The 22,302-nt window shown below is 70.3% G+C and carries 22 protein-coding genes; 9 read left to right on the forward strand and 13 right to left on the reverse strand.

Annotated elements, in window-relative coordinates; all coding sequences use genetic code 11:
• Positions 1-118: 118 nt before the first annotated feature.
• The gene (locus DFR74_RS27090) at positions 119-1,621 is read right to left on the reverse strand and encodes a flavin-containing monooxygenase (protein ID WP_067508718.1); all 1,503 of its coding nucleotides are present in this window, start codon (positions 1,619-1,621) and stop codon (positions 119-121) included.
• 69 nt (positions 1,622-1,690) lie between these two features.
• On the opposite strand from DFR74_RS27090, the gene DFR74_RS27095 reads away from it, so the two are divergent.
• Positions 1,691-2,692, forward strand: coding sequence for an AraC family transcriptional regulator (locus DFR74_RS27095; protein WP_067508720.1), 1,002 nt, complete (start codon positions 1,691-1,693; stop codon positions 2,690-2,692).
• Here DFR74_RS27095 and DFR74_RS27100 read toward each other — a convergent pair whose 3' ends face one another.
• The gene (locus tag DFR74_RS27100) at positions 2,693-3,409 is read right to left on the reverse strand and encodes a chromo domain-containing protein (protein ID WP_147265946.1); all 717 of its coding nucleotides are present in this window, start codon (positions 3,407-3,409) and stop codon (positions 2,693-2,695) included.
• Positions 3,410-3,603: 194 nt separating this feature from the next.
• On the opposite strand from DFR74_RS27100, the gene DFR74_RS27105 reads away from it, so the two are divergent.
• From DFR74_RS27105 to DFR74_RS27120, 4 genes are all read left to right on the forward strand, one after another.
• Positions 3,604-3,981 carry a hypothetical protein gene (locus DFR74_RS27105; protein ID WP_147265947.1) on the forward strand — a complete coding sequence of 126 codons (378 nt, stop codon included), beginning with the start codon at positions 3,604-3,606 and terminating at the stop codon, positions 3,979-3,981.
• 31 nt (positions 3,982-4,012) lie between these two features.
• Positions 4,013-4,732, forward strand: a complete 720-nt coding sequence (locus DFR74_RS27110; protein WP_067508726.1) for a VIT1/CCC1 transporter family protein — start codon at positions 4,013-4,015, stop codon at positions 4,730-4,732.
• 194 nt (positions 4,733-4,926) lie between these two features.
• Positions 4,927-6,282 (forward strand): flavin monoamine oxidase family protein, encoded by a 1,356-nt coding sequence (locus DFR74_RS27115; RefSeq protein WP_067508729.1) that lies wholly within the window; start codon positions 4,927-4,929, stop codon positions 6,280-6,282.
• A gap of 336 nt (positions 6,283-6,618) precedes the next feature.
• Entirely contained in the window at positions 6,619-7,275 is a 657-nt protein-coding gene (locus tag DFR74_RS27120) for a phosphoribosyltransferase (RefSeq protein WP_067508731.1), read from the forward strand.
• 5 nt (positions 7,276-7,280) lie between these two features.
• Here DFR74_RS27120 and DFR74_RS27125 read toward each other — a convergent pair whose 3' ends face one another.
• Positions 7,281-7,826, reverse strand: coding sequence for a TetR/AcrR family transcriptional regulator (locus DFR74_RS27125; RefSeq protein ID WP_067508733.1), 546 nt, complete (start codon positions 7,824-7,826; stop codon positions 7,281-7,283).
• 229 nt (positions 7,827-8,055) lie between these two features.
• Here DFR74_RS27125 and DFR74_RS27130 point away from each other — a divergent pair, with 229 nt between their 5' ends.
• The gene (locus DFR74_RS27130) at positions 8,056-9,270 is read left to right on the forward strand and encodes a cytochrome P450 (protein ID WP_067508735.1); all 1,215 of its coding nucleotides are present in this window, start codon (positions 8,056-8,058) and stop codon (positions 9,268-9,270) included.
• Between the two features lie 268 nt (positions 9,271-9,538).
• On the opposite strand, the gene DFR74_RS27135 is transcribed toward DFR74_RS27130, so the two are convergent.
• A complete protein-coding gene (locus DFR74_RS27135) occupies positions 9,539-9,913 on the reverse strand; it encodes a DUF5313 family protein (protein WP_067508737.1) in 375 nt (124 codons plus the stop codon).
• Positions 9,910-10,371: a MarR family winged helix-turn-helix transcriptional regulator gene (locus DFR74_RS27140; protein WP_067508739.1), complete on the reverse strand. Its 462-nt coding sequence runs from the start codon at positions 10,369-10,371 to the stop codon at positions 9,910-9,912. Before DFR74_RS27140 ends, DFR74_RS27135 begins: the two co-directional genes overlap by 4 nt.
• A gap of 115 nt (positions 10,372-10,486) precedes the next feature.
• On the opposite strand from DFR74_RS27140, the gene DFR74_RS27145 reads away from it, so the two are divergent.
• From DFR74_RS27145 to DFR74_RS27155, 3 genes are all read left to right on the forward strand, one after another.
• Positions 10,487-11,509 (forward strand): DUF418 domain-containing protein, encoded by a 1,023-nt coding sequence (locus DFR74_RS27145; RefSeq protein WP_067508741.1) that lies wholly within the window; start codon positions 10,487-10,489, stop codon positions 11,507-11,509.
• A gap of 87 nt (positions 11,510-11,596) precedes the next feature.
• Positions 11,597-13,177: a Na+/H+ antiporter gene (locus tag DFR74_RS27150; RefSeq protein WP_067508743.1), complete on the forward strand. Its 1,581-nt coding sequence runs from the start codon at positions 11,597-11,599 to the stop codon at positions 13,175-13,177.
• A gap of 74 nt (positions 13,178-13,251) precedes the next feature.
• Complete coding sequence (locus DFR74_RS27155; RefSeq protein ID WP_067508745.1) at positions 13,252-14,169, forward strand: DUF2797 domain-containing protein; 918 nt, start codon at positions 13,252-13,254, stop codon at positions 14,167-14,169.
• A 149-nt stretch (positions 14,170-14,318) separates the two neighbouring features.
• Here the strand turns inward: DFR74_RS27155 and DFR74_RS27160 are convergent, their stop codons facing one another.
• From DFR74_RS27160 to DFR74_RS27195, 8 genes are all read right to left on the reverse strand, one after another.
• Entirely contained in the window at positions 14,319-15,017 is a 699-nt protein-coding gene (locus tag DFR74_RS27160; protein WP_067508747.1) for a hypothetical protein, read from the reverse strand.
• Between the two features lie 156 nt (positions 15,018-15,173).
• Entirely contained in the window at positions 15,174-16,130 is a 957-nt protein-coding gene (locus DFR74_RS27165) for an MlaD family protein (RefSeq protein ID WP_067508749.1), read from the reverse strand.
• On the reverse strand, positions 16,127-17,188 hold the full coding sequence (locus tag DFR74_RS27170; RefSeq protein WP_084537560.1) for an MlaD family protein: 1,062 nt from the start codon (positions 17,186-17,188) through the stop codon (positions 16,127-16,129). The genes DFR74_RS27165 and DFR74_RS27170 overlap by 4 nt, the downstream gene beginning before the upstream one ends.
• Positions 17,185-18,288 carry an MlaD family protein gene (locus tag DFR74_RS27175; protein WP_067508799.1) on the reverse strand — a complete coding sequence of 368 codons (1,104 nt, stop codon included), beginning with the start codon at positions 18,286-18,288 and terminating at the stop codon, positions 17,185-17,187. The genes DFR74_RS27170 and DFR74_RS27175 overlap by 4 nt, the downstream gene beginning before the upstream one ends.
• Positions 18,288-19,334, reverse strand: coding sequence for an MCE family protein (locus DFR74_RS27180; RefSeq protein ID WP_067508753.1), 1,047 nt, complete (start codon positions 19,332-19,334; stop codon positions 18,288-18,290). The genes DFR74_RS27175 and DFR74_RS27180 overlap by 1 nt, the downstream gene beginning before the upstream one ends.
• Positions 19,322-20,326, reverse strand: a complete 1,005-nt coding sequence (locus tag DFR74_RS27185; RefSeq protein WP_067508755.1) for an MlaD family protein — start codon at positions 20,324-20,326, stop codon at positions 19,322-19,324. The genes DFR74_RS27180 and DFR74_RS27185 overlap by 13 nt, the downstream gene beginning before the upstream one ends.
• Positions 20,323-21,357 (reverse strand): MlaD family protein, encoded by a 1,035-nt coding sequence (locus DFR74_RS27190; RefSeq protein WP_067508757.1) that lies wholly within the window; start codon positions 21,355-21,357, stop codon positions 20,323-20,325. Before DFR74_RS27190 ends, DFR74_RS27185 begins: the two co-directional genes overlap by 4 nt.
• A 3-nt stretch (positions 21,358-21,360) precedes the next feature.
• On the reverse strand, positions 21,361-22,227 hold the full coding sequence (locus tag DFR74_RS27195; RefSeq protein WP_113975309.1) for an MlaE family ABC transporter permease: 867 nt from the start codon (positions 22,225-22,227) through the stop codon (positions 21,361-21,363).
• Between the last annotated feature and the right edge of the window lie 75 nt (positions 22,228-22,302).

Here is a 22,302-nt window from a genome sequence, read left to right on the forward strand (position 1 = left end):
CCGATCGGATGAGCGAACCGCTCGCCCGCACGGATTCCGGCGCCGAGAGAAGTAAGAGCGCGGATATCAGTGAGGTCGCCGTGGACCGGGCGCTGGCGCGATGCGGGGTAGCGCGACCTCACCGCGACGCGAGCATTCGTGCGTCCTCTCGCGCGACCGGCCGCAGCGACTTGTCCAGATTCGTCCGCAGCGTGGTCGCCGAATCGAGCAGGTAGTTCTGCCGCACCCGCCACGGATGCCGGTCACCCTGGCGCGGGAAGTCGCCGATGGAGCGCTGGACGTAGCCGGCGGCGAGATCGAGCAGCGGCCGCTCGGCCAGCTCACCGCGCACCTGCGGCACCACCGCCGGGTAGCCCTTGGCGTCCATGTGCCGCAGCACCTTGCAGACCAGGCGGGAGGTGAGATCGGCGCGCAGCGTCCACGACGCGTTGGTGTAGCCGATGCACACCGCGAAGTTGGGAATGCCGGTGAGCATCGCGCCCTGCCAGACGAACTGCTCGGACAGCGGCACGGGCACACCGTCCACGGTCGGGGCGATCCCGCCGAACGCCTGCAATCGCAGCCCGGTGGCCGTGACGATCACGTCGGCGGGCAGCACCCGGCCCGACTTCAGCCGGATGCCTTCCGGCACAAAGGTTTCGATGTGATCGGTGACCACCTCGGCCTTGCCCTTGCGGATCGCGCGGAAGAAGTCGGCGTCCGGCGCGGCGCACAGCCGCTGATCCCACGGGTCGTAGGTGGGCGTGAAGTGCTCGGCGACGGCCTTCTCGTCCTTCAGGATTCGCGTCGTGAGCCCGGTGAGGAGTTTGCGCGCCGAGCCGGGACGGCGGCGGCAGTACTGGTAGAAGCCGATGCTGAACAGGATGTTCTTGGTGCGGATCACGGTGTGCGCCAAGCCCGGTGGCAGCACTTCACGGATCTTGTCGGCGTACTTGTCGCGGCCGGGCACGGCGCTGATCCAGGTGGGCGAGCGCTGCAACATGGTCACGTGCGCGGCGCTCTCGGCCATCGAGGGCACCAGCGTCACGGCGGTGGCGCCGCTGCCGATCACCACCACGCGTTGACCGGCGTAGTCGAGGTCCTCGGGCCAGAACTGCGGGTGCACGATCCGCCCGGAAAACGTGCCGGCGCCGGGGAATTCGGGCGCATGGCCGCGGTCGTAGTCGTAGTAGCCCGCGCAGGTGTAGAGGAACCCGCAGGTGAGGGTGCGCTCGACGGTGCGGCCGTCGGCGTCGCGCTCGGCCAGCGTGAGCGTCCAGCGCGCGTCGGCGCCGGACCAGTCGGCGCCGATCACCTTGGTGCGGTAGCGGATTCGGCCGTCGATGCCGTGTTCGGCAGCCGTCTGCCGGATGTAGCGCAGGATCGAGGGCCCGTCGGCGATGGACTTCGCGTCGCGCCACGGCGCGAACGGGTAGCCGAGGGTGAACATGTCGGAATCCGAGCGGATGCCCGGGTACCGGAACAGGTCCCAGGTACCGCCCATGGCGTCGCGCGCCTCCAGCACAGCGTAGCTCTTGCCGGGGCATTCGGTCTGGAGCCGGTAGGCGGCGCCGATGCCCGACAGTCCCGCGCCGACGATGACGACATCCAGGTGTTCCGGGGCGACAGCGGTCTCGGTCATGGCACCAGTGTGCGGGAGAACCGGCGGTCATGCTTGACTTCACACGACAAGTATTTGACTCTGTACGACATGTCGGTGATCAGATCGGCCGGATTGCGCGGCTTCCGCGCCGCCGTCGCGGAGCTGGGCGGCGACGCGGAGGAGTACGCGATCGCGGCGGGCCTGCCCGTGGCGGCGCTGGACACCGACGAGCTGCTGGTGTCCGATATGGCGGTCGCCGCGGCCTTCGAACTGGCCGCCCACCACCTGAACCGCCCGGACCTGGGCTTGTTCATCGCGCGCCGCCAAGACCTGGACATGCTGGGCCCGCTGGCGCTGGCGATCCGCAACTCCCCCACCCTGGGCGACGTGCTGGAATGCACCTCGCGCTACCTGTTCGTGCACGCCCGCTCGCTGAGCCTCACCCTGGAGCCCGACCCGTACGGCGAACGCGGCGTGCTCGCCCTGCGCTACGGCGTGGCGCCCGGACTGCCGAACCCGGTCCAGGGCACCGACGTGGGTCTCGGGTTCGTGCACCGCGCCATCCAGCGCCTGGTGGGCGAGCGCTACGGGCTGCGCTCGGTGGAACTGCCGTACCACCCGCCCGCGCCGCTGTCGGCCTACGAGGAGTTCTTCGCCGCGCCCGTGCGCGTCGGCAGACCGGCCGCGATCCTGCGCATGCCCACCGCCCTGGCCGCCCGCCCGCTGACCGGCGGCGACGAGCACCTGCACCGGCTGGCCATGGCGTTCCTGTCCGCGCAGACCGCCGACGCGGGCCCCGCCGTCACGCCGCGCGTGCGCGCCGCCGTGCGCCAGCTGCTCGGCACCTCCGCACCCGAGATCGGTTCGGTGGCAGGGCTTCTCACCATGCACCCCCGCACCCTGCAACGCAGGCTGGCCGTCGAGCACACCACCTTCGCCGCCGTGCTCGACGAGGTGCGCCGCGACGAGGCGCACCGCTACCTCACCACCACCGATCTGCCGATCGGCCAGATCGCCTCGCTGCTCGGCTTCGCCGAACAGGCGACCTTCACCCGCGGCTGCCGGCGCTGGTGGGGCCGCACGCCCACCGGCGTGCGGCGCGCGCGGTGATCAGTCGGCCTGCTCGACCTTGCGGACGGCGTCCAGGAAGAGCTGGTCGAAGACCGCCTGATCCACCGCATCGCTGAGCGCGCCGACCCGCACCACCACGGTGGTGTCGCGCAGCACGGCCATGCCCATGTACGCCACCGAGGTCAGCGGGCGGCCCTCGCCGACAGTGGAGGTGCTCGAGGAGCGGTAGACCAGCGAGTCGATACCGTCCAGATCGCCCGGCGAAGCCAGGTTCTCCACCTTGGCGACGGTGCTGATCTGGCGCCCCTCGACGGTCGACGTCACGGTCACCTCACCGCACTTGGCGTTGCCGTCGCGCACCGTGGCCAAGTCGCCCGCGCCCTCGGAGACGAACTCCATGAACATCAGCCCGGCCTTCTCGTCGGTGGCGCCGATGATCTCGGAGTCCGAGAGCAGGTCCTTGGTCGCGGCGCTCAGGTCGGCCTGGGTGGTGGCGCACTCCTCGGGGGTGATGGTGGAATTCTGCTGCGCGCCGGTGAGATCCGCGGCGGCGGCCTCGAGACGCTCCTTGGGCAGGTCGACTTTCTTTGCGTCGCCGGGAAATTCGTCCGCGGTGAGCAGCAGCTGGTCGCGCGGCGTCTGGGGCGGTGCGGAACTCGCCGACTTCTCGTCGTTGCCACCGCATCCCGCGACGAGCAGAACACCCGCCGCGATTCCCGCCACTACACGCACACGCGAAGACCGCATCTTGATCATGCCGGTCAGCATGCCAGTCGCCCTCCGGCCGCGCGGGCAGTAGCCCCATTGACGGCGCCGTCACCCATCGACGACACTGTGCGCCTTGGGGATCGGCGTGGCCGGACATCGGGCGGCGCCGGACATCGCCTCTAGGAACCTCGGCCGCGTGGGCCTAGACTTCTGCCCCGAGTATCGACTCGGAAGGGGTCGGAGTGGACACTGTCCGAGAGGTGGCCGAAGAAGGCAAACGCCTCATCGACCGGACCTGGCTGGGCGAATTGGAGCGCGACGACGCGGTGCACCGGTTCGTGCAGGTCGGCGACGGCATGGTCTGCCCCGACACGGCGGGCGAGATCATCGACGACGGCGTGCGCTGGCTCGACGCCAACGCCACCCGCCTGCGCATCCTCGGCTGGTGCGCCCTGTTGGAAGTACCCATCCTCGGAGGTTTCGCAGTGCTGTCCCTCGCGTTCGGCGACTACCTGGCCGCCCTGCTCGCGCTCACCCTGCTCGGGGTGATGCAGTTCGCGCACCGCAAGCTTGTCCCGCATCCGGTCCCGGTGCGCAGGCCGCGCCGCGTGCGTCACTGACCGCGCGCCCGTCCGGGGATATCCTCCGGGTATGGACGAGACGGGCATCGGAGATCCGCCGCACGAGCCGCACGGGCAGGGCTTCGCGACTCGGCTGAACTGGTTGCGCGCCGGGGTGCTCGGCGCGAACGACGGCATCGTGTCGACCGCGGGTCTGGTGGTCGGTGTGGCGGCCGCGACCACCAACACGACCACGCTCTTCACCGCGGGTATCGCGGGCCTGTCCGCGGGCGCGTTGTCGATGGCGGTCGGCGAATACGTGTCGGTGAGCACGCAGCGGGATTCCGAACAGGCGCTACTGGCCAAGGAGCGCAAGGAATTACGCGACTATCCCGACTACGAGCTGCGGGAGCTGGCCGAGATCTACGAGGCGAAGGGCCTCACCCCGCAGACCGCCCGGCAGGTCGCCGAGGAGCTGACCGCGCACGACGCGTTCACCGCCCACGCCGAGGCCGAACTGCGGCTGGATCCGACCGAACTCACCAATCCCTGGCAGGCCGCGCTGTCCTCGGCGGTCTCGTTCACCCTCGGCGCGCTGCTGCCGCTGCTGGCGATCCTGCTGCCGCCCGTCACCGCGCGCATCCCGGTGACCTTCGTGACGGTGCTGGTGGCGCTGGCGCTCACCGGGTCGATCAGCGCGCGCCTGGGCGGGAGTCCGCGGCGCAAGGCGATCCGACGGGTCGTGCTCGGCGGCGCGCTGGCGATGGTGATCACGTACGGGATCGGGCAGGTCGCGGGCGTCGCGGTCTGACGTTCTGACCTTCGCCGCGCGCGGTGTCGATTCGATATCGGCTCTTGCGCGAGGGCAGAGCCTGTGGCCTACTTGAACTCATACAGTCGACTGACTGAGTTCAGGTGGCCGTCCCGTTCGCGACGGTCTTCGCGATGCGATCGGCGAAACGCGACAGCCCTCGGCCCGTGCGGCCGGGACCACGGAGGTACAGGATGAACCCGGCGCAGACGAACGGTGATTCGGCCACGGTGGCGGTGGTGGGCGCGGGGCTGGCGGGTCTGACCGCCGCGCGCGCACTGCACCGCGCGGGCGTCGACGTGGTCGTGCTCGAGGCGGCCGGCCGCATCGGCGGGCGGGCGCTGACCGAAACCACCACACTGGGGTCGCGGGTGGACCTCGGCGGTCAGTGGATCGGGCACGACCACCACCGGGTCATGGCCATGGCCCGGGAGTTCGGCGCGACGCAGTACCCCATGCACACGAACCCGCTCCCCACGGTGCTCGACGGTGACCGCACGGTGCCGGTGGCCGCGCCGGGGGCGCTGGTCGCCTGGCTCGCTCTCGGTGCGGCGGAAGTGTTGTCCCGCACCGGAGTTCCGGCGGGATGGAACAACGCGACGCTGGGTGCGTGGCTGCGGAAACTGCCGTGGCACACCCCGCGCCGACTGCTGGAGGTGATCGCGGGGACCTCGTGGACGGCCGACCTCGACCGTTTCTCCGTGACGGCCGCGACGAAGTTCATCCGCCACCAGGGCGGGCTGCGGACCATGCTCGCGACGGCGGGTGGCGCGCAGGACGCCCTGCTGGTCGAAGGCATCGGCGCGCTCGTGGACGGGCTCGCCGCCGAACTCGGGTCGCGCGTGCGCACGGGGCAGCGGGTCACCTCGATCCGGCGCGATGCCGACGGTGTCACGCTGCGGACGGCCACGGGCACGGTGCGGGCCACGAAGGTCGTCGTCGCCGTCCCGCCGCCGGTGGCGCGGCAGATCTCGCACGAACCGCCGCTGCCGCCCGAGCGGCTCGCCGTCGAGCGGAACACCTACATGGGCACGGTGTACAAGGCGATCGCGGTCTACGACCGGCCGTTCTGGCGGGAGCGCAAGGGCGGCGAGGTCATCGTGCTGGACGCCCCGGGCCGCGCCGTCTTCGACACCTCACCGCCCGACGGGCCGGGGCACCTGTGCGTGCTGGTGCCGGGGCCGGAGGCGCGGACGCTCGACGGGTTGGATCCGGTCGCGCGGCGCGAGAAGATCCTCGGTTCGCTGGTCGGGCATATCGGACCCGAGGTGCTGAAGCCCGTCGATTGGCACGAGAAGGCCTGGCACCTGGACGAATTCGTGCCCGGCGGGTACACAGCGCTGCCGGAACCCGGGACCGTCGAAGGGTTCCCGTCCGCGGTGCCCGCACCCGTCAGCGACATCCATTGGGCCGGTGCGGAAACGGCCGCCGACCACGCGGGGTACTTCGAAGGGGCGATCGCGTCCGGGGGTCGGGTGTCGCGGGAAGTGCTGGCGGCGTTGGCCGATCGCGAACAGGGTGCCGCGGTAGGGGATTCGACGGCGGGTTGAGTTGTGCGCGCCATTCCCGGTGTCAGCGGCTGACTTCCAACTCGAGCAGATGGCGCAGGTGCCGGACTTGCCGGGCGGCCGTCGCCGGTGGGCTCGGGGCGATCGAGCCGTTCGGGCGTTCGACGAGCGCGGCTCCGAAGCTGCCACCGGTCCGGCCCGTCGACCGGGTGAGTCGAGGCCCGGCCCGCGGTCGGGTTCTCGCAGAACAGTTCTCCCGCAGGAGGCTTCCCAGCGCGCGGCCGAACCGACACTCGGCGGCACCCACCGCCGGAGAATTCGCGGTGCCCGCCCTGCTTATACTGCGGTGATCCCCGAGACCGATTCCGGAGGAGACCCATGCTCTTCCTCGATCGCCGGGCGGCGGGCCGGCGGCTGGCCCAGCGACTGCCGGAGTTCCGCGGTGGTGACACGGTGGTGCTCGGCGTGCCGCGCGGTGGGATTCCGGTGGCCTACGAGGTGGCCGCCGCGCTCGGCGCGCCCCTGGATGTGGCTGTGGTGCGGCGGCTTCGGGTGCCGCACCGTCCCGATCTCGCGTTCGGAGCGGTCGGGGAGGACGGCGTCGCGGTGGTGGACGACCGGGTTCTGATGCGCGCCTACGTCTCCGACACCGGTCGCGCCCAGGTCGAGTCCGAGCAGCGAGAAGAGGTGTCGCGCACCGCGATCCGCTACCGAGGCGGTGCGCCGCGGCACACGCTGTCGGGCCGCACCGCCGTGATCGTCGACGACGGAGTGCATTCCGGTTCCTCCGCCCGCGCGGCCGCGGCGATCGCGAAGTTCGCCGGGGCACGGCGCGTCGTCCTGGCGGTGCCCGTCGGCCCGGCCGCCACCCTCGCGGCTCTCTCCCGCCACGTCGACCACATCGTCCACCTGGCGCGCACCACCACCACCGAGCCGATCGCCCACCACTACGGCGATTTCACCGCTGTCGACGACGCCCACATCTGCGACCTCCTCGACGCCGCCGCCTCCGACCTCCGCCACCGGGCCGTGTGAGCGTCCTACCCGAACGCGGGCAGCACGAACCGCTCGATCGCCGCGCGCTCGGCCGCCGCGTCACCGGCCGGCCAGAGCAGCATCGAGAGCACGACGCGCACGATCCAGCGACCGGCGTCGGGATCGCGTGCGCCGGTGAGGTCGGAGGCGGCGGCGGCCAGGCGCGGATTGCTCGCCAGGAACCGGTCGATCTCGCGCGGCGCTGCGGCGTCGAGGAAAGCGGTGGCGACCCGATCGGCGCGTATGACCGCAAGGGCGGCGGTGATGGCGCCGGTGATCCGTTCGGCACCGGTCAGATCGGCGACGGCAGTGGCGATTCCGGTGGCGATGCGGGCCGTCGCACCGGCGAGCACAGCGGCGCGCAAGGCCGCCTTGCCGCCCACGTGCCGGTACACCGTGGCACGGGAGCAGCCGGCTCGCGCGGCGACGTGATCGATGGTCAAGCCGGTCATGCCGTGCCGGGCGATGAGGTCGGCCGCCGCGGCGTGGATGCGCTCGACGGCGAGGGCCGCGCGGTCGCCGCCGGTGAGCCAATCGGTGTGCGTCGGCACGGTGAGACCTCGATTCAGCGCTCGATACGGTTGAGAAATTTTGTCTCATGACGAGACGAATGGGAAGAGGTGTGCGGGGTTCGAGCAGGTCGGAGCACGACGCCGAGACGAGACCTCACCTGCCGTTTCCTTCCCCGAATCTTACTTTTCCGCGGGCATTGACGGGGTGTGTTCCGACAGCGAAATCTGGTGGGCGACATCGCTGCCGGAACGTGGAAAGGCGGAGCGGATGACCCGCGTTGTGAACCTGTTCGACCCGGGGGCGCTCGACGATCCCTACCCCCTCTACGACCGCCTTCGCGCGTCGGAGCCGGTGCACCGGGTCGCGGACACGAACTTCTATCTGGTCGGATCCTGGCCGCTCGTCACCGAAGCCGTGACCCGCCCCGAGGACTTCTCCTCGCACCTCACCGGCGCGCTGGTACACGCCGCGGACGGGTCGATGACGGTGTTCGACCTGGACGGTGACGGGAGTGCCGTGCACGTCCTGGCGACCGGTGATGATCCGGTGCACCGCGACCATCGCAAACTTGTGCTGCCCGCTCTGGTCGCCAAGCGCGTCCGGGCGCTGGAGCCCGTGATCGAGGCGACGGTGCGGCGGCTGTGGGACGAGGGCGTCGACGGCGGGCGAGTCGAATGGATGTCGGCGATGGCCGACCGGCTGCCGATGACGATCGTCGCCGGACTCCTCGGCCTGCCAGAACACGACGTCGAGAGCCTGGCCGGCTGGGGGTATCTGTCGACCGAACTGCTCGGGGGCGTGCTCACCACCGAGCGGCTGCCCGCGGTGGTGACCGCCTCCGCCGAACTCGCCGGCTACCTGCACGCGGCGTTCGCAGCGGCGCGAAAAGCGCCGGGCGACAACCTGATCGGCGACCTGGCCCGCGCCTGCGCCGAAGACCGTCTCGCTCCCGATGTCGCGGTGTTGATGTTGGTGCAGCTGGTCGGCGCGGGCGGTGAGTCCACGGCCGGACTGCTCGGCAACGCCGCCCGCCTTCTTGCTCTGGATCACGGGCTCCAGCAACGGATTCGGAACGACCTCGACCTGCTGCCCGGCTTCCTGGAAGAGGTGCTGCGTCTCGAATCGCCGTTCCGCACGCACCACCGCCACGTCGTCACCGACACCGTGCTAGGCGGCACTCCCCTGCCCGCCGGCAGCCATCTCCTGCTCCTCTGGGGCGCCGCCAACCGCGACCCCGCCGTCTTCCCCGACCCGCACCTGCTCCGCCTCGACCGCCCCACCGGGCGCACCCACCTCGCCTTCGGCAAGGGAATCCACTTCTGCGTCGGTGCCGCCCTGGCCCGCCTCGAAGCCCGCCTCACCCTCCGCACCCTCCTCACCCGCACCCGAGGCTTTCACATGTCCCCGGAACCCGAAGCCGCCCAATGGATCCCCAGCATCTTCGTCCGCCGCCACAGTCGCTTGACCCTGGATCTGGAATAGATGGACGCGCTGTTCGACCATCTCGGCCCCGAGCGTGGGAGGCCTTTACGACCACCGCCGAACAACTCCGCGCCGAAGGCGGCGCTGCGGCGCCAATCGAGCGGCTCACCACCGAGTTCGGACCACTGCCCGCCACCACCATCGACACTATCCGCAACGCCGACCTCGAACAGCTCCGAACTTGGACCATCCCCTGCTTCACCGCCGCGACGGTCGAGGAAGTCCTCGATCTGATCGAGTAGGGATTTGACACCTGCCGGATCGTGGCTCAGTGCGGGTGTTGTTCCGCGTAACGCTCTCGTTCGGCGGCTCGGCGGCGCGCCTTCTCCTCGTTCTCCAAGTCGGCCGGGAAGCCGTGGGCGGTGAGGCGGTGGGCTCGGTTCATCGGCATGTAGGCGACGATGTAGAAGAGGGCGAGCAGGACCGCCAGCAGGACCATCGAGGCGCGGAGCCAGAGTTCGCCGGGGAACAGCAGGAAGATCGCGAACAGCGGGGTGAAGGGCAGCAGGCCGCGCACGATATGCCGGGCGAAGGCGTGCTTTCCGGTGAGGTCGTTGCGGACCCAGTCGCGCAGGGAGTCGGGGAGGCGGCGGCCGAAGACGTAGCCGATCCATTCGATCGGGTTCGGGCGGCAACGCGTCATGCCTGTTCTCCTTCCGCGAGCACCGAACGGCGCGCGGCCTCGTTCACGCGGGTGAGCACCTCGCGCAGTTCCTCCAGATCGGCCAGGCTCACGCCGAGCCGTTCCACCACGGCGGGCGGAATCTTCTCGGCCTCGGCCCGCAGGGCGGCGCCCGCCTCGGTCAGGTCGATAACGAGGTTGCGTTCGTCGCGCGGATCGCGCCCCCTGGTGATGAGCCCCGCCGCCTCCAGCCGCTTGAGCAGCGGCGACAGCGTGGGCGAGTCGAGCTGGATGGCGTCGGCGATCGCCTTCACCGACATCGGCGCCTCGCCCCACAGCGCCAGCATCACCAGATACTGCGGGTGTGTGAGGCCCATCGGCTCCAGCAGCGGCCGGTAGACGGCGAGCACGGCGCGGTTGGCCACCGCCAGCGCGAAACACACCTGCCGGTCGAGCCGCAGCGGGTCGTCGATCTCCATGAGCGCACTCCTTCGGGGTCCCGGCTAGATTAGCGCATGAATAGTTAGTGCATTAAGTATCTGTGCGGGACATCTCCCCGACCGAGGCGGCGGGCGCGGTGGTTAGCGTGGATTCATGCCCGTCACCGTCGCGCGCCCGCGCGTCCACGAACTCGATGCCGTCCGGGGTTTCGCGCTGTGCGGGATCCTGGTGGTCAACATCTGGCAGATCACCGGGATGCGCGCCACCGACCCGACCGGCTCGGCCATGGACCCGCTCCGGCACGTGCTGTCGGTGCTGTTCGAGGGGCGGTTCTTCCCGATCTTCTCGTTCCTGTTCGGCCTGAGTTTCGCGATGTTCCTGGACGGCCCGGCGCAGCGCGCGGACCGGCCGCGCCTGGTGCTGGTGCGCAGACTGGTGGCGCTGGGGCTGATCGGCGTGATCCACCTTCGGTTCCAGCCGGGTGAGGCGCTGCTGCCATACGCGATCGTGGGGTTGGTGGTGTTGTTGCCCGCGGCCTCACTGCCACGCTGGCTGATCCTGGTCGGCGGACTGGTCGCGACCGTCGGCGTGGCGCTCACCCTCGGTGGCGGATTCGGCCTGGTCCCCGGACTGTTCCTGTTGGGCATGGCCGCCGCGCGATACGGCCTGGTGGACGATCTGCGCGACCGCACCTGGCAGATCGCGGCGGTCTTCGCCCTGGCCCTGCCCGCCGCGATCGTGATGAGCGTATGGGAGTGGCGCACACCGTATCTGGAGCTGTGGACCAGCTCGGTCGCTCCGATCGCCGGACTGCTCGGCGCGCTCACCTACATCACGGGCCTACTGCTGTTGCTGCGCACCGGATTCGGCGACCTTCTCGCGGAAATCCTTGCCCCGCTGGGCCGTATGGCGCTCACCAACTACGTCACCGCCACGGCCCTGATCCTCCTCGCCGACCGCTACCTCCACCTGGAAGGCACCACCCGCTACCCCACCCTCCTCGTCCTCGCCGCCGGCATCATCCTGCTCCAAGCCGTCCTCAGCCACCTGTGGCTGACCTGGCTCCGCTACGGCCCCCTCGAATGGCTCTGGCGCTGCGTCACCTGGTGGCACCTGGTCCCGATCCGCGAACCCCGCAACCAAGGCATCGCCTCCATCGGCCTCCCCCGCCACTGACGCAGGCGGCTTCCTGACCACCCGAATTCGGGGATGGGCGGCGCGGCACGGGGTGTTGCGGGGTGGGGGCACGCAGACTGGATGGTCATGGACCAGTTGGTGCTGATGTTCGTGCTGCTGTTCGCCGCGATCCTGGCGGAGCCGCTGTCGCGGCGGATCGGGGTGGCGTCGGCGATCCTGATGACGGTGTTCGGGTGTGTGGTGGCGCTGATCCCGTTCGCGCCGAAAATCCACATTCCGCCCGATCTGATCCTGCCACTGGTGCTGCCGCCGCTGCTGTACGCGGCGGCGCGGCGCACGTCGTGGCGGCAGTTCGCGGAGAACTGGGGGCCGATCGCCCTGCGCGCGGTCGGGTTGGTGGTCGCGACGGCCGCCGCGGTCGCCGCGGTGTTCCATGCCTGGTATCCCGGGGTGCCGATCGCGGCGGCCATCGCGCTGGGCGCGATCGTCGCGCCGCCCGATCCGGTGGCGGCGACCGCGCTCGCGGGCCGGCTCGGCCTGCCGCGCCGGCTGGTGGTGGTACTGGGCGGGGAGGGCCTGTTCAACGACGTCACCGCGATCGTCATCTATACCGTCGCCGTGCAGGCGGTGGTGACGGGTGAGTTCTCCTCCGCCGAAGCCGCGGGCGAATTCGTGGTCGCGGCGGTGGTCGCTATCGCCGTGGGCCTCGCGCTCGGCTTCGCGGGCACCACGTTGACCAAGTACCTGGACGAGGCCACCTGGCAGGTCGCGCTGAGCTTGCTGCTGCCGTTCGCGGCGTACGGGATCGCCGAAGCTTGGCACGGGTCGGGAGTATTGGCCGTACTGGTCAGCGCGCTCTACCTCACCGACGCCGTCACCGAGATCGGCGACCGCGACTACCGCTTGGTCGGTGAATCCTTCTGGGAGATCATCGAAATGCTGTTGAGCGGCTTCGCGTTCGGCCTCATCGGCCTGGAACTGGCCGCGGTGCTGGAGGTCACCGGCGACGACTGGCCGCGCCTGCTCGGCGTGGCGGGCGCGGTGATCGCGGCGGTGGTGCTGTTGCGCCTGGTCTGGCTGCTGACGACCTGGGCGATCGGGCGGCTGTGGTGGCGGGCGCGCGACCTGGACGAACCGCAGACCTGGCAGGAAACCATCGTCACCTGGTGGGCCGGCATGCGCGGCGTGGCGAGTGTGGCGCTGGCGCTGGCCATTCCGCTGCTCATCGCGGACGGGACCGACTTCCCCGGGCGCACCGAGATCCTGTTCACCGCGTTCGCCGTCGTCCTGTTCACGCTGCTGATCCAAGGCCCCACACTGCCTTTCGTCGTCCGACTCACGGGCGTGCAGGCGGACACCAAGAGGGAACGCGAACTCGAACGCCACCTGTGGGAGCGCGTCGTCGGCGCCGAACTCTCCCGCCTGAAGGAACTCGCGGCGACCGAGGACCTCCCCGACGAGGTCTACGAACGCATGCGCGATCAACTCCGCCGCCGCTTCGCCAAGGCCGACCCGCAAGCCGCCGACGAGGACGCCCGCGCCGCCGCGGCCCGCGACTTGGAGTTCATGAAACGGATGACCTCCCTACGTGAGGAGGTCGTGGAAGCGGGCCGCCGCGAAGCGCTTTCGGCCCGCCGCGAACCCGGCATGCCCCCGGACCTCGTCGACCGCGTCACCAAACGCCTGGATCTCGGCCGTTCCCGGTGACGAATCCGCTCCCGCCCGGCACCGACCCCCGCGCGAGTGCTTTACTCGACGCTCACCGCGAGGAAGGGGCATCGTTGGCGGACGCTGGGTGGCATCGGGGCGGCGAACACCTGGTGCGCGCGGTCTCGTGGACCGGCGGCTCACCACACCTGGACCTCGTCGAGACGGCCACGCACACACGAATGTCCGTGCCGCTGCTCGGCACCCGGCTGGCGTTCACGGTGCGACCGGACGGGCGCTACTGCGTGGGGCGGTTCGCGTTCGGGCGCTCCGGCGACGGGCGCTACCGCCCGTGCCGCGACCGGCGGCTGGTCACCGCGGGCGATCAGTGCGAGACCTGCGGCGCGGACGACGAGTTCCGTTTCATCCACAACGCCCACCGGGGCGGCTACCTCCCCGACAGCCTGCGCGAGTATGTCGCGCAACCGCATTGGGTGTACATCGCCACGTTCGCCGACGCCTCGTGCAAGGTCGGCACCGCCGCGCACAGCCGCAAGCGCGCGCGGCTGGACGAACAAGGCGCGGTGCGCGCCACCTATCTCGCGTGGGCCGAAGACGGGCTGGCCGCCCGCGTCTACGAGGACCGGCTGACCGAGGTGCTCGGCGTCACGCAGGCGAAGCGCCGAACGGCCAAGGTGGCGGCCCTGGTTCGGGCGCGCAGCGCCGCGCGGATCGAGGCCGCGCACGCGGAGACCGTCGCGGCGGCGCGCGAATGCCTGGCGGAGTTGTCGGCGGTCCTGCCCCTCGAGCCGTGGCAACCGCCCGCCGAACACGCCGAATTCTTCTCCGCCGGGGCCGACGAGTACCCGCACACGCTCGCCTCGGGCCCGCACTGCCTGACGGTGCGCGCCATGATCGGCGGCGCGGCGCTGGTCACCGTGAACGACGACGACGCGCCGTTCATCGCCGACCTGGGTGCGCTGAAGGGCCGGCGGATCGTGCCGGGCCCGGTCCTCTCGCCGGAGACGGTGACCCAACTGGGCCTGTTCTGACAGCACTGCCGGCCGCGCGAGAAACACCTCGGCGGCCATGGGAAACCCGACTGAAGAACGGTCGAAGGCAATTCTTCCGTGGATACCGGGCGTCGGCACCGCGATCGACCCCCACGGAATGGCCGGACATCGTGCGCGACAAACGTGGACTACGGCGGCGGGGGCAGCGGAATCTGAATCCCGGGCAGCCCCGGCAACGGAATGACCACCGCGGGCGGCGGGGGCGGCGCGGGCGCGGGAACCGGGACAACGGGTTCCGGCTCCGGCGGCGGAGGTGGCGCCACGGGCCGGGGGGCGGGCTGCGGCGCGGGCGCGACGGGTGCGGGAGGCGGGGCGGGCGCCGCCGCCACCTGCTGCTGCGGCACGCAGTTCCACCCCTCCGGCGTACGATCCCAGCGCGCGGCGATCCCGTCGTGCGAGCAGTCGTCGCCGACCTGGCGCGGCGCCTGCGGGATACAGATCCACTGACCGTCGGTGGTGCGGCCCCATTCCGCCACCAGCCCGCTGTGCGAGCAATCGCCGCCGACGCGTCGCGGGTCGGCGCGCTGCGGTTCCGGCACGCACATGAGCTGACCGTCCTGCAACTCCCAGCGCGCCACGATGCCGCCCGCCGAACAGTCGCCGCCGACCGTGCGTACCGGCGACAGCGACGCCGGATCGGTGGGCCGCGTCGTGTACGACGGTGCGGGATTGCGCGGATCGTCACCGTCCTGCCCCGCCCGCAGGAACAACCCGATCGCCACGACCACGGAGAGCGCGGCGGCGATGGCGGCCGCGATGATCAGCACACGGGTGTTATTCGGCCCCTCGACGCCGTACGGCGCGGGGTCGCCACCGGATCGCACCATCGCGCACCACCTTCGCTGCCGACCGGAAATCCGTCTCGCAAAGTTGATCTTTCCCGGAGGTTACCCGAAGGTCGCTGATCTTCGGATCACCTTTGAATGACGATATTCCCGCAGATCAGGGCACATCGCAGGGATAGCTGATGAGCTACCGGACCGTTATCTGATGGCCACGCGCACCTGGACGGCATCGTCATCGGTCCCGGCGAGGGCCTGGGACAGCAGCGCACTCAGATCCAGCTGCGGCCCGCCCGCCACGACCGCGTCGGTGAGCGGACGCAGTCCGGGCAGGATCTCGCGCAACTCCGGTCCGGTCTCGCGCAACCAGGCGGTGAGCCGCTCGAGGAACGGCACCACCCCGTCGCCCGTCAGGTAGGGATCCATCCCGCCGTCGGCGGTGACCAGGCGCCCGACGGCCTCCACCAGTTCGTCGAGCGATGCGCCGAATCCGACGAGCGCGGGCGCGCCGGCACTGGTCGCGGGCCCGGCCCACTCGATGTCGGCGGCGGCGAGCTGGAAGCTGTTGAGCAGGTCGGCGATGCGCGGCGTGCGGGTCATGATGGTGGCGGCCAGCAGATCGCCGGTGCGCGCCAGTTCGGGCATCACGGCCTCGGTGCCGTGCAGCGAGGTGCTCAGGGTGTCGACCAGGGAGCCGACCACGGCCGGGTCCAGCTGGTTCATGGTCTGGGTGACCAGGTGCGCGACCTGCGCGATCGACAGCGGCGTCCGCACGTCGGCGGTGTCGAGGCGCTGCCCGTCGGTGAGGTACGGGCCGCCGGTCCCCTTCGGCACGAACTGCACGTACGGCTCGCCGAGCGCGGACAGGTGCTCGATGGTGACGACGCTGTCGGTGGGCACCCGATGCTCGGCGTCGACGCGGAAACCGACCTCGACGCCGGCGGAGGTGCTGTCCACCGACAGCACCTCCCCCACTTCGATGCCCGTCAGCAGGATCGGCGAGCCCACGCCGAGCCCGCCCGAGTTCTTCAGCACCATGGTGGCGTGGGTGTGGTCGGCGAACGGGTCGGCGCGCACGACGCCGAAGGTGAGGTAGGCCGCGCCGAGCACCGTGATGGCCGCGATGCCGCCGAGCGAGGCCAGCGAACCGATCTTCATCGGACGGCTCCGATCATGCGCAGGGTCTGGATGATCCGGTCGATCTGGTCGGACTCGGCGACCGGGCTCGCGGCGGCACTCACCCCGGTGACGTTCACCTTCGGTCCGTTCTCGACGAACGGGATGATCTTGTCCCGCAACAGCGCGATCAGCATCGCCAGGTTGGACGACTGCCGCAGGTCCAGCGGCCCGCCGGTCGCCAGCGGCACGAAGGCCCGCGCGGCGGCGTCGCCCGAATTTACCAGCGGGGCAAGCCATTCCAGCGACTGCCCGACCGGGCCGAGCGCGGCGAAGATCTCGGTGACGCCGTCGATGGAGCGCGCTACCGCGTTCATCTGCGCCACCGCGTCGTCGCGGAAGATGTTGTCCAGCTCGGGCCGGATCTCGCGCAGCACTTGAGCATTGCTCGCCAGGCCGAACAGCAGCGCGTCGACCTGGTCCAGGTTCGCGGCCAGGTCGGCGGCGTCGGCGCCCATGACGCCCGCGATGCGCGCGGTCTCTTTGGGGTCCTGCGGCAGTACGGCGTTGAACCGGTTGATGATGTCCTGCATCTGGCCGACCGCACCGCCCTGCACGAAGAACGCCATGGCGGCCATGGTGTCCTCCAGCTGCATGGGCGGTTTCGTGTGGTCGAGACCGATGGTGCCGCCGGGTTCGAGCAACGCGTCGAAGCCGGACGGCGGTGTGGTGAGCGCGATGTGGATGTCGCCGAGCACCGTGTTCTGACGCAGTTCGGCGATGGTATTCGTGGGCAGGTCAACGGATTCCGCGATGTCGGTGGTGACCACCACGTAGCCGCCGCGCCCGTCCGGCGCCTCCGACGCCGGGACCACGCGCACGTCCCGCACCGTGCCGACCTGCGCGCCGTTGGCGATCACCTTCGCACGGGCGGGCAGGTTGAGCACGTTCGCGAACTCGATCTGCAACCGGTAGGTCGGCCCCGACACCGAGGTCCCCGGCACCGGCACCGTCGACGGGTCGAAACCGCACCCGCCCACCGTGACCGACGCCGCCACGGCGAAAACCATTGCCGCCCTGCGCAGCACACGCGTCCTCATCGGCCACCCGCCATTCCCGGCACCAGCTGGATCAATTCGACGTTCACCAAGCCGTTCTCGGCGCCCGCGCAGCGCCCCGGCGCGACGGCGTTCACGGCGGCGCACACCTGTTCGGCGTCCGCGTACGGGATCGCGACCTTCGGCGGGGCGTAGGTGATGCCCGGCGCGCCGGTCTCCGGGTCGATCACGCCGCGGAACGCGGAGACGAACACCGGTGTGGTGAGCACGATCTCGCGCAGCGATCCGACATTGGCGCGCAACAATTTCAGCATCGGCACCGCGCGGTCGAGCAGGCCGAGGATCTCGCCGCCGAAGGAGGTGGTGAGGTCGTTGAGCATCGGCAGCACTTCGCGCAGCGCGTCGAACAGCCGGGCGCCGGGGCGCAGCAGATCGTCGCTGGCCTGCTGGAGCACCGGGCCGACCCGCACCAGCATGCTCTCCAGATCACCCCAGTGCTCGTTGACCTTCTTCGAGACGGAGGCGAACGCGTCGAAAATGCCCGCCAGATGGCCGATGTCGGCGTCGGCGGCGTTCAGCGCCGATCCGAGCTCGCGAATGAGCTCGTTGATCTGCGGACCGGTGCCCGCGCTGGCGCGGTCCAGCGCGGACAGCCCGTCGGCCAGCGACGTCGGCCGGGACGGATCGGGTCCCACGATCTGATCCGACAGCTGGGCCAGCGCGGTGAGCGTCTCGGTGAGGCTCTTGGGGGTCAGCGTCTTGGTGATGCACTGACCGCTGTCCCAGCGGTCGAGGTTCTGCCCGCTCGCCAGCACCGCCAGGGCGCGGTCGGCGACGACGGTGTCGGACACGGTGGTGGCGGAGGCGTCGGCGTAGACGGGGTAGTCGGCGTCGACCTCGAAGTCGACCCGCACCTCGGGCCCCTGATTGCGCACCGAGGTGACGGTGCCGACCGTGATGCCGCGCATGGTCACCTGATTGCCCGCGTACAAGCCGATGCTGTCGGACATGATGGCGCAATAGGATTCGGTCTTGCGCAGCGGGTCGAACGCGAGGACGTAGCCCACCACGGTGAGCACGGCGATGAGGACCGCACCGGCGATCGACATGAACGCCTGCGTGCCGAGCAGCTTCTTCAGCATCAGCAGTCCTTCCCCGGCACCGGCACGCACACGCCGGGCAGTTCGGCGCCCGGCGGGGCCTGCACGGTCTCCCCGGAGCGGTCGAGCACCAGCCCCTCCTCGGGAATCACCAGCCCGCGCAGCTTTTCGGCGAGCTGCTGCGTACTGGCGATCACCGGTTCGAGCTGTCCGCTCATCTCCTCCAGGCGCGGCACGGCGCCCATCAGCTCGGCCACCCGCGGCTTCAGCGTGCTGTCCCAGGTCGGCGCCAGCGCCGCGATCCGCTCGACCACGCTCACCAGCAGCGCGATCGACTCGCGCAGTTCGGCCCGCTTGTCGATGAGCACGGTCTCGAGCACGTTCACGTTGTCCATCAACCGGCCCAGATCCGACTTGGCGCCGTCGTAGGCCGTCACGTATTCGTCCAGCACGGCGATGGCGCTGGACACTTGCCCGCGCTGGCGGTTGATGGCGTCGACGTAGGAGCCCAGCGTGTCGAGGGTGGTGCGCAGGGTTTCCGGTGCGCCGTCCAGCGATTCGTCCAGCGCGGCGAGATTGCGGCGCAGGGTGTCGCCGTTGAGTTCCCGCAACGGGGTGGTGGCGTCCTGGAACGTCTCGATCAGGCTGTAGGGCAGGCGAACCCGGTCGGCGGGGATCACGCCGTCGCCGAGCGGGGCGGTGCCCGCGGGGTGCAGCGCCACGTAGTGGCCGCCGACCACGGTGAGCATACGGATGTCGAGGGAGGTCTGATCCCCCACGAAGACATCGGATTTCACCGTGAACCGCATGACGACCCGGTCGGGCTTCAGGTCCAGCGACTCCACCTGGCCCACCGAGACACCGGCCAGGCGCACTTCGTCGCCCACCTTCACCGACTGCGCCTCCGCGATCTCGGCGGTGTAGGTGGTCTTGCCGAACGGCACCACATACAACATCGCCGCCACCGCGACACCGAGCACCACCACCAGCGAGCCGGCGATGCCGAGCCGGATCTCCTTGCGCCGCTTGGCCGCGTCGTCCAGGATCGGCCGGTCGCCACCGAACCAGCGCGAGATCACGCGTTGCATATCGCCACCTTCTGTCCGGCGATCAGAACCTGCACCGGCACCGGCACGTCGGCGGAACCGTTGGCGCAGGCCGGTTTCCAGCCCGCGACGGTGCGCGGCAGCGAATTGTCCACGGCCTGGAGCAATCCGGGCAGCCTGCTGAACACCTCGACCGCCTGCTGCGGGTCGGGGAACAGGGCGCGGATCTGCGCGTCGAGCGCGGCCGCACCGTCCTGGTCGAGTCCGAGCGTGCCGAGCAGGCGATCCAGCGGGCCGAGCACCGAGGGCGCCGACATCGCGAAATCGGCCAGCCCGCCGATGTTCGTGCGCAGCGATTCGAAGATGTCGCTCAGGCGCGCCAGCAGCGGCACCAGGTGGTGCACCTCGCCGCCGACCTGCTCGGCGATCTCGGCCATATTGCGCACCACCGTCGCGATGACGTCCTGGCGGTCGCCGGCGTACCGGCTGAGGGTGCCGATCGCCTCCATCGCCGGGCCGATGCCGGTGCCGTCGCCCTCGATGACCGCGAGCATGCTCTCGGTGAACTGGTTGACCGCCTCCGGCGACAGCGTCGCCAGCACCGGCTTCAACCCGTTGAACAGGCTGGTCACGTCGAACGACGGCACCGTCATCTCGGTGCCGATCCGCGTGTTCGGGGCCAGGGGCACACCGGGATTCGGCTGCTGTTGCAGGTCGATGTAGCGCTGGCCGGTGAGGTTCTGGTACCGGATGGCGAGCTTGCTGTTGTCGTAGACCGGCGTATCGGTGCGCACGGTGATGCGCACCTTCGCGCGGTCCCCGTCCAGGCCGATGGCCTCCACCTTGCCCACCTGCACGCCGTACATGCGCACGTCGTCGCCGGTCTTGAGGCCGTTGGCGTCGGTGAACAGCGCGTCGTGCGCGTGCGTGTCACCGCTGACCGGCCGTTCGATCGCGGCGAGCACCAGGGCCAGCACCACCGCCATCAGGCCCGCGAACAGTCCGAGCCGCAGGCCCGCGCCGCGCACGGTCATCGGGCACCTCCCTGTCCGAGCAGCGGCACCGCGATACCGGGAACGCCGCGCAGGTCGACCTCGAGATTCAGCACGGGTCCCTCCGGGGTGTTCGGCATGGCGCGGCCCAGCCGCTCCAGCAGGGTGCGCAGGTCGTCGGCCGACTGCTGCGGGCGCGGCACCATCTGCGCCAGCACCGCGAGCAGCGGGGCGAGCATGTCGGTGGCCTCGGCGAGTTCGTCGCCCGCCGCGCTGACCGTGGTGGACAGGCCGGGCAGGATCGATCCGGTCAGCACCGCGACGCCCACGTCGAAGCGGTCCCGATCGGTGTGCAGGATGCGGATGTCGTGCAACTGGTCCAGCACCTCGATGGTGGCCCCGGCGAAATCGCCGCCGCCGTCGAAGGCCGGGCCGAGCCTGCCGAGCAGTTCGTTCGCGGGCATGGTCTGGTTGTCGGCGATGGTCTGCGCCACCGTGATCAACGCCTGCACCAGCGGGGTGAACGACTTGAAATCGGCGGAGAGCTGGGCGATCACGGTCGCCAGCCGCGGGCTGAACGCCGACTCACCGACTTGGGAGAGGCTGCGCAGGATGCTGCCCATGGTGGCGTCGTAGACGTTGCCGGAGTTGGGGCCGGTGAGGTCGATGACGGCGTTCTCGCGCAGCGGGGCGCCGCCCGGCCCGCGCTTCAACGCCAGTTCGCTGATGCCGAACAGGTTGGCGGGCGCGTAGTCCACCAGCATCGAATCGTCGATGCCGTGCAGCCGGGATTCGTCGAGCCGCAACGAGATTCGCTGCGTGCCGCGCGCGGCGGGCGCGATCTCGGTGACCTCGCCGACCAGCACCCCGTCCAGGCGGACCTGGGTGCCCTCGGTGACACCGTCGCCGATCAGCTCGGTGTGCAGCGCGACGCGCAGGCCCTCCTCGGACCGCAGCGAGCGGTACAGCGAGGTGGCCAGCGCGATCACCAGGATGAGCGCGACCAAGATCAATCCGACTGTGCGCGCGCGATTCTTGTTCGCGGCGACGCCGGGCAAACCGTAGTTAGGCATCCCCTACCCCGTGAAGCTGATCGCCGTGTTGAAGCCCCACAGCGCGATGGACAGCACCATGTCGATGGCGATGATCGCCACGAAGCTGGTGCGCACCGCCCGGCCCGACGCGATGCCGACGCCCTCGGGGCCGCCGGTGGCGAAGAAGCCGTAGTAGCTGTGGACGAGAATCACCACGGTGCCGAAGATGGCGACCTTGATCACCGCGGCGATCACGTCGAATCCGGACACGAACTGGAAGAAGTAATGGTCGTAGACGCCGGCGGACTGCCCGTGCACGAGCGTGATGAGCCCGCGGCAGGCCAGGTAGGCCAGGATCAGCGCGATCAGGAAGGTCGGCACGATCGCGATGGCGCCCGCGATCACGCGGGTGGTCACCACGAAGGGCACCGACCGCAGGCCGAGTGATTCGATCGCGTCGATCTCCTCGGAGATGCGCATCGAGCCGATTTCGGCGGTGATGCGGCAGCCCGCCTGCGCGGCGAAACCGACGGCCGCCGCGATGGGCGCGAGTTCACGGGTGGTCGCGTAGGCGGAGACGATGCCGGTGACCGGGCCCATGCCCAGCATGTCGAGCGTGGCGAAGGATTCGACGCCGACCGACGCGCCCATCACCAGGCCGAGCACGATCATCATCGGCACGGTGCCGCCGCCGACCACGATGGAGCCGCGACCCCAGGTCATATTCGTGATGGCGCGCATGGTCTCGGCGCGGTAGCGCTGCAAGGTGAGCGGCACGGCCGCGAGCACCTGCCAGACGAAAACCGTGACGAAGCCGAGCGAATCGACCGAACGCATGATCCGGCTGCCGCGGCGGAAATAGCGCGCGAGCGGGGCGAGTCCCTTGGGGACGTAAGGGGATACGGCCATCACGCCAACCTCGTCGGCAAGAACATCGCCGTCACCTGCGTCAACAACAAATTCACGCACACGATCGACACCACC

The sequence above is a fragment of the Nocardia puris genome (assembly GCF_003315035.1).
GTDB lineage: Bacteria > Actinomycetota > Actinomycetes > Mycobacteriales > Mycobacteriaceae > Nocardia > Nocardia puris.

Coding starts and splice junctions, on each gene's coding strand:
- DFR74_RS27090 (WP_067508718.1), bottom strand. CDS start 1,621: ATGACCGAGACCGCTGTCGCCCCGGAACACCTGGATGTCGTCATCGTC.
- DFR74_RS27095 (WP_067508720.1), top strand. CDS start 1,691: ATGTCGGTGATCAGATCGGCCGGATTGCGCGGCTTCCGCGCCGCCGTC.
- DFR74_RS27100 (WP_147265946.1), bottom strand. CDS start 3,409: ATGATCAAGATGCGGTCTTCGCGTGTGCGTGTAGTGGCGGGAATCGCG.
- DFR74_RS27110 (WP_067508726.1), top strand. CDS start 4,013: ATGGACGAGACGGGCATCGGAGATCCGCCGCACGAGCCGCACGGGCAG.
- DFR74_RS27115 (WP_067508729.1), top strand. CDS start 4,927: ATGAACCCGGCGCAGACGAACGGTGATTCGGCCACGGTGGCGGTGGTG.
- DFR74_RS27120 (WP_067508731.1), top strand. CDS start 6,619: ATGCTCTTCCTCGATCGCCGGGCGGCGGGCCGGCGGCTGGCCCAGCGA.
- DFR74_RS27130 (WP_067508735.1), top strand. CDS start 8,056: ATGACCCGCGTTGTGAACCTGTTCGACCCGGGGGCGCTCGACGATCCC.
- DFR74_RS27135 (WP_067508737.1), bottom strand. CDS start 9,913: ATGACGCGTTGCCGCCCGAACCCGATCGAATGGATCGGCTACGTCTTC.
- DFR74_RS27140 (WP_067508739.1), bottom strand. CDS start 10,371: ATGGAGATCGACGACCCGCTGCGGCTCGACCGGCAGGTGTGTTTCGCG.
- DFR74_RS27145 (WP_067508741.1), top strand. CDS start 10,487: ATGCCCGTCACCGTCGCGCGCCCGCGCGTCCACGAACTCGATGCCGTC.
- DFR74_RS27150 (WP_067508743.1), top strand. CDS start 11,597: ATGGACCAGTTGGTGCTGATGTTCGTGCTGCTGTTCGCCGCGATCCTG.
- DFR74_RS27160 (WP_067508747.1), bottom strand. CDS start 15,017: ATGGTGCGATCCGGTGGCGACCCCGCGCCGTACGGCGTCGAGGGGCCG.
- DFR74_RS27165 (WP_067508749.1), bottom strand. CDS start 16,130: ATGAAGATCGGTTCGCTGGCCTCGCTCGGCGGCATCGCGGCCATCACG.
- DFR74_RS27170 (WP_084537560.1), bottom strand. CDS start 17,188: ATGAGGACGCGTGTGCTGCGCAGGGCGGCAATGGTTTTCGCCGTGGCG.
- DFR74_RS27175 (WP_067508799.1), bottom strand. CDS start 18,288: ATGCTGAAGAAGCTGCTCGGCACGCAGGCGTTCATGTCGATCGCCGGT.
- DFR74_RS27180 (WP_067508753.1), bottom strand. CDS start 19,334: ATGCAACGCGTGATCTCGCGCTGGTTCGGTGGCGACCGGCCGATCCTG.
- DFR74_RS27185 (WP_067508755.1), bottom strand. CDS start 20,326: ATGACCGTGCGCGGCGCGGGCCTGCGGCTCGGACTGTTCGCGGGCCTG.
- DFR74_RS27190 (WP_067508757.1), bottom strand. CDS start 21,357: ATGCCTAACTACGGTTTGCCCGGCGTCGCCGCGAACAAGAATCGCGCG.
- DFR74_RS27195 (WP_113975309.1), bottom strand. CDS start 22,227: ATGGCCGTATCCCCTTACGTCCCCAAGGGACTCGCCCCGCTCGCGCGC.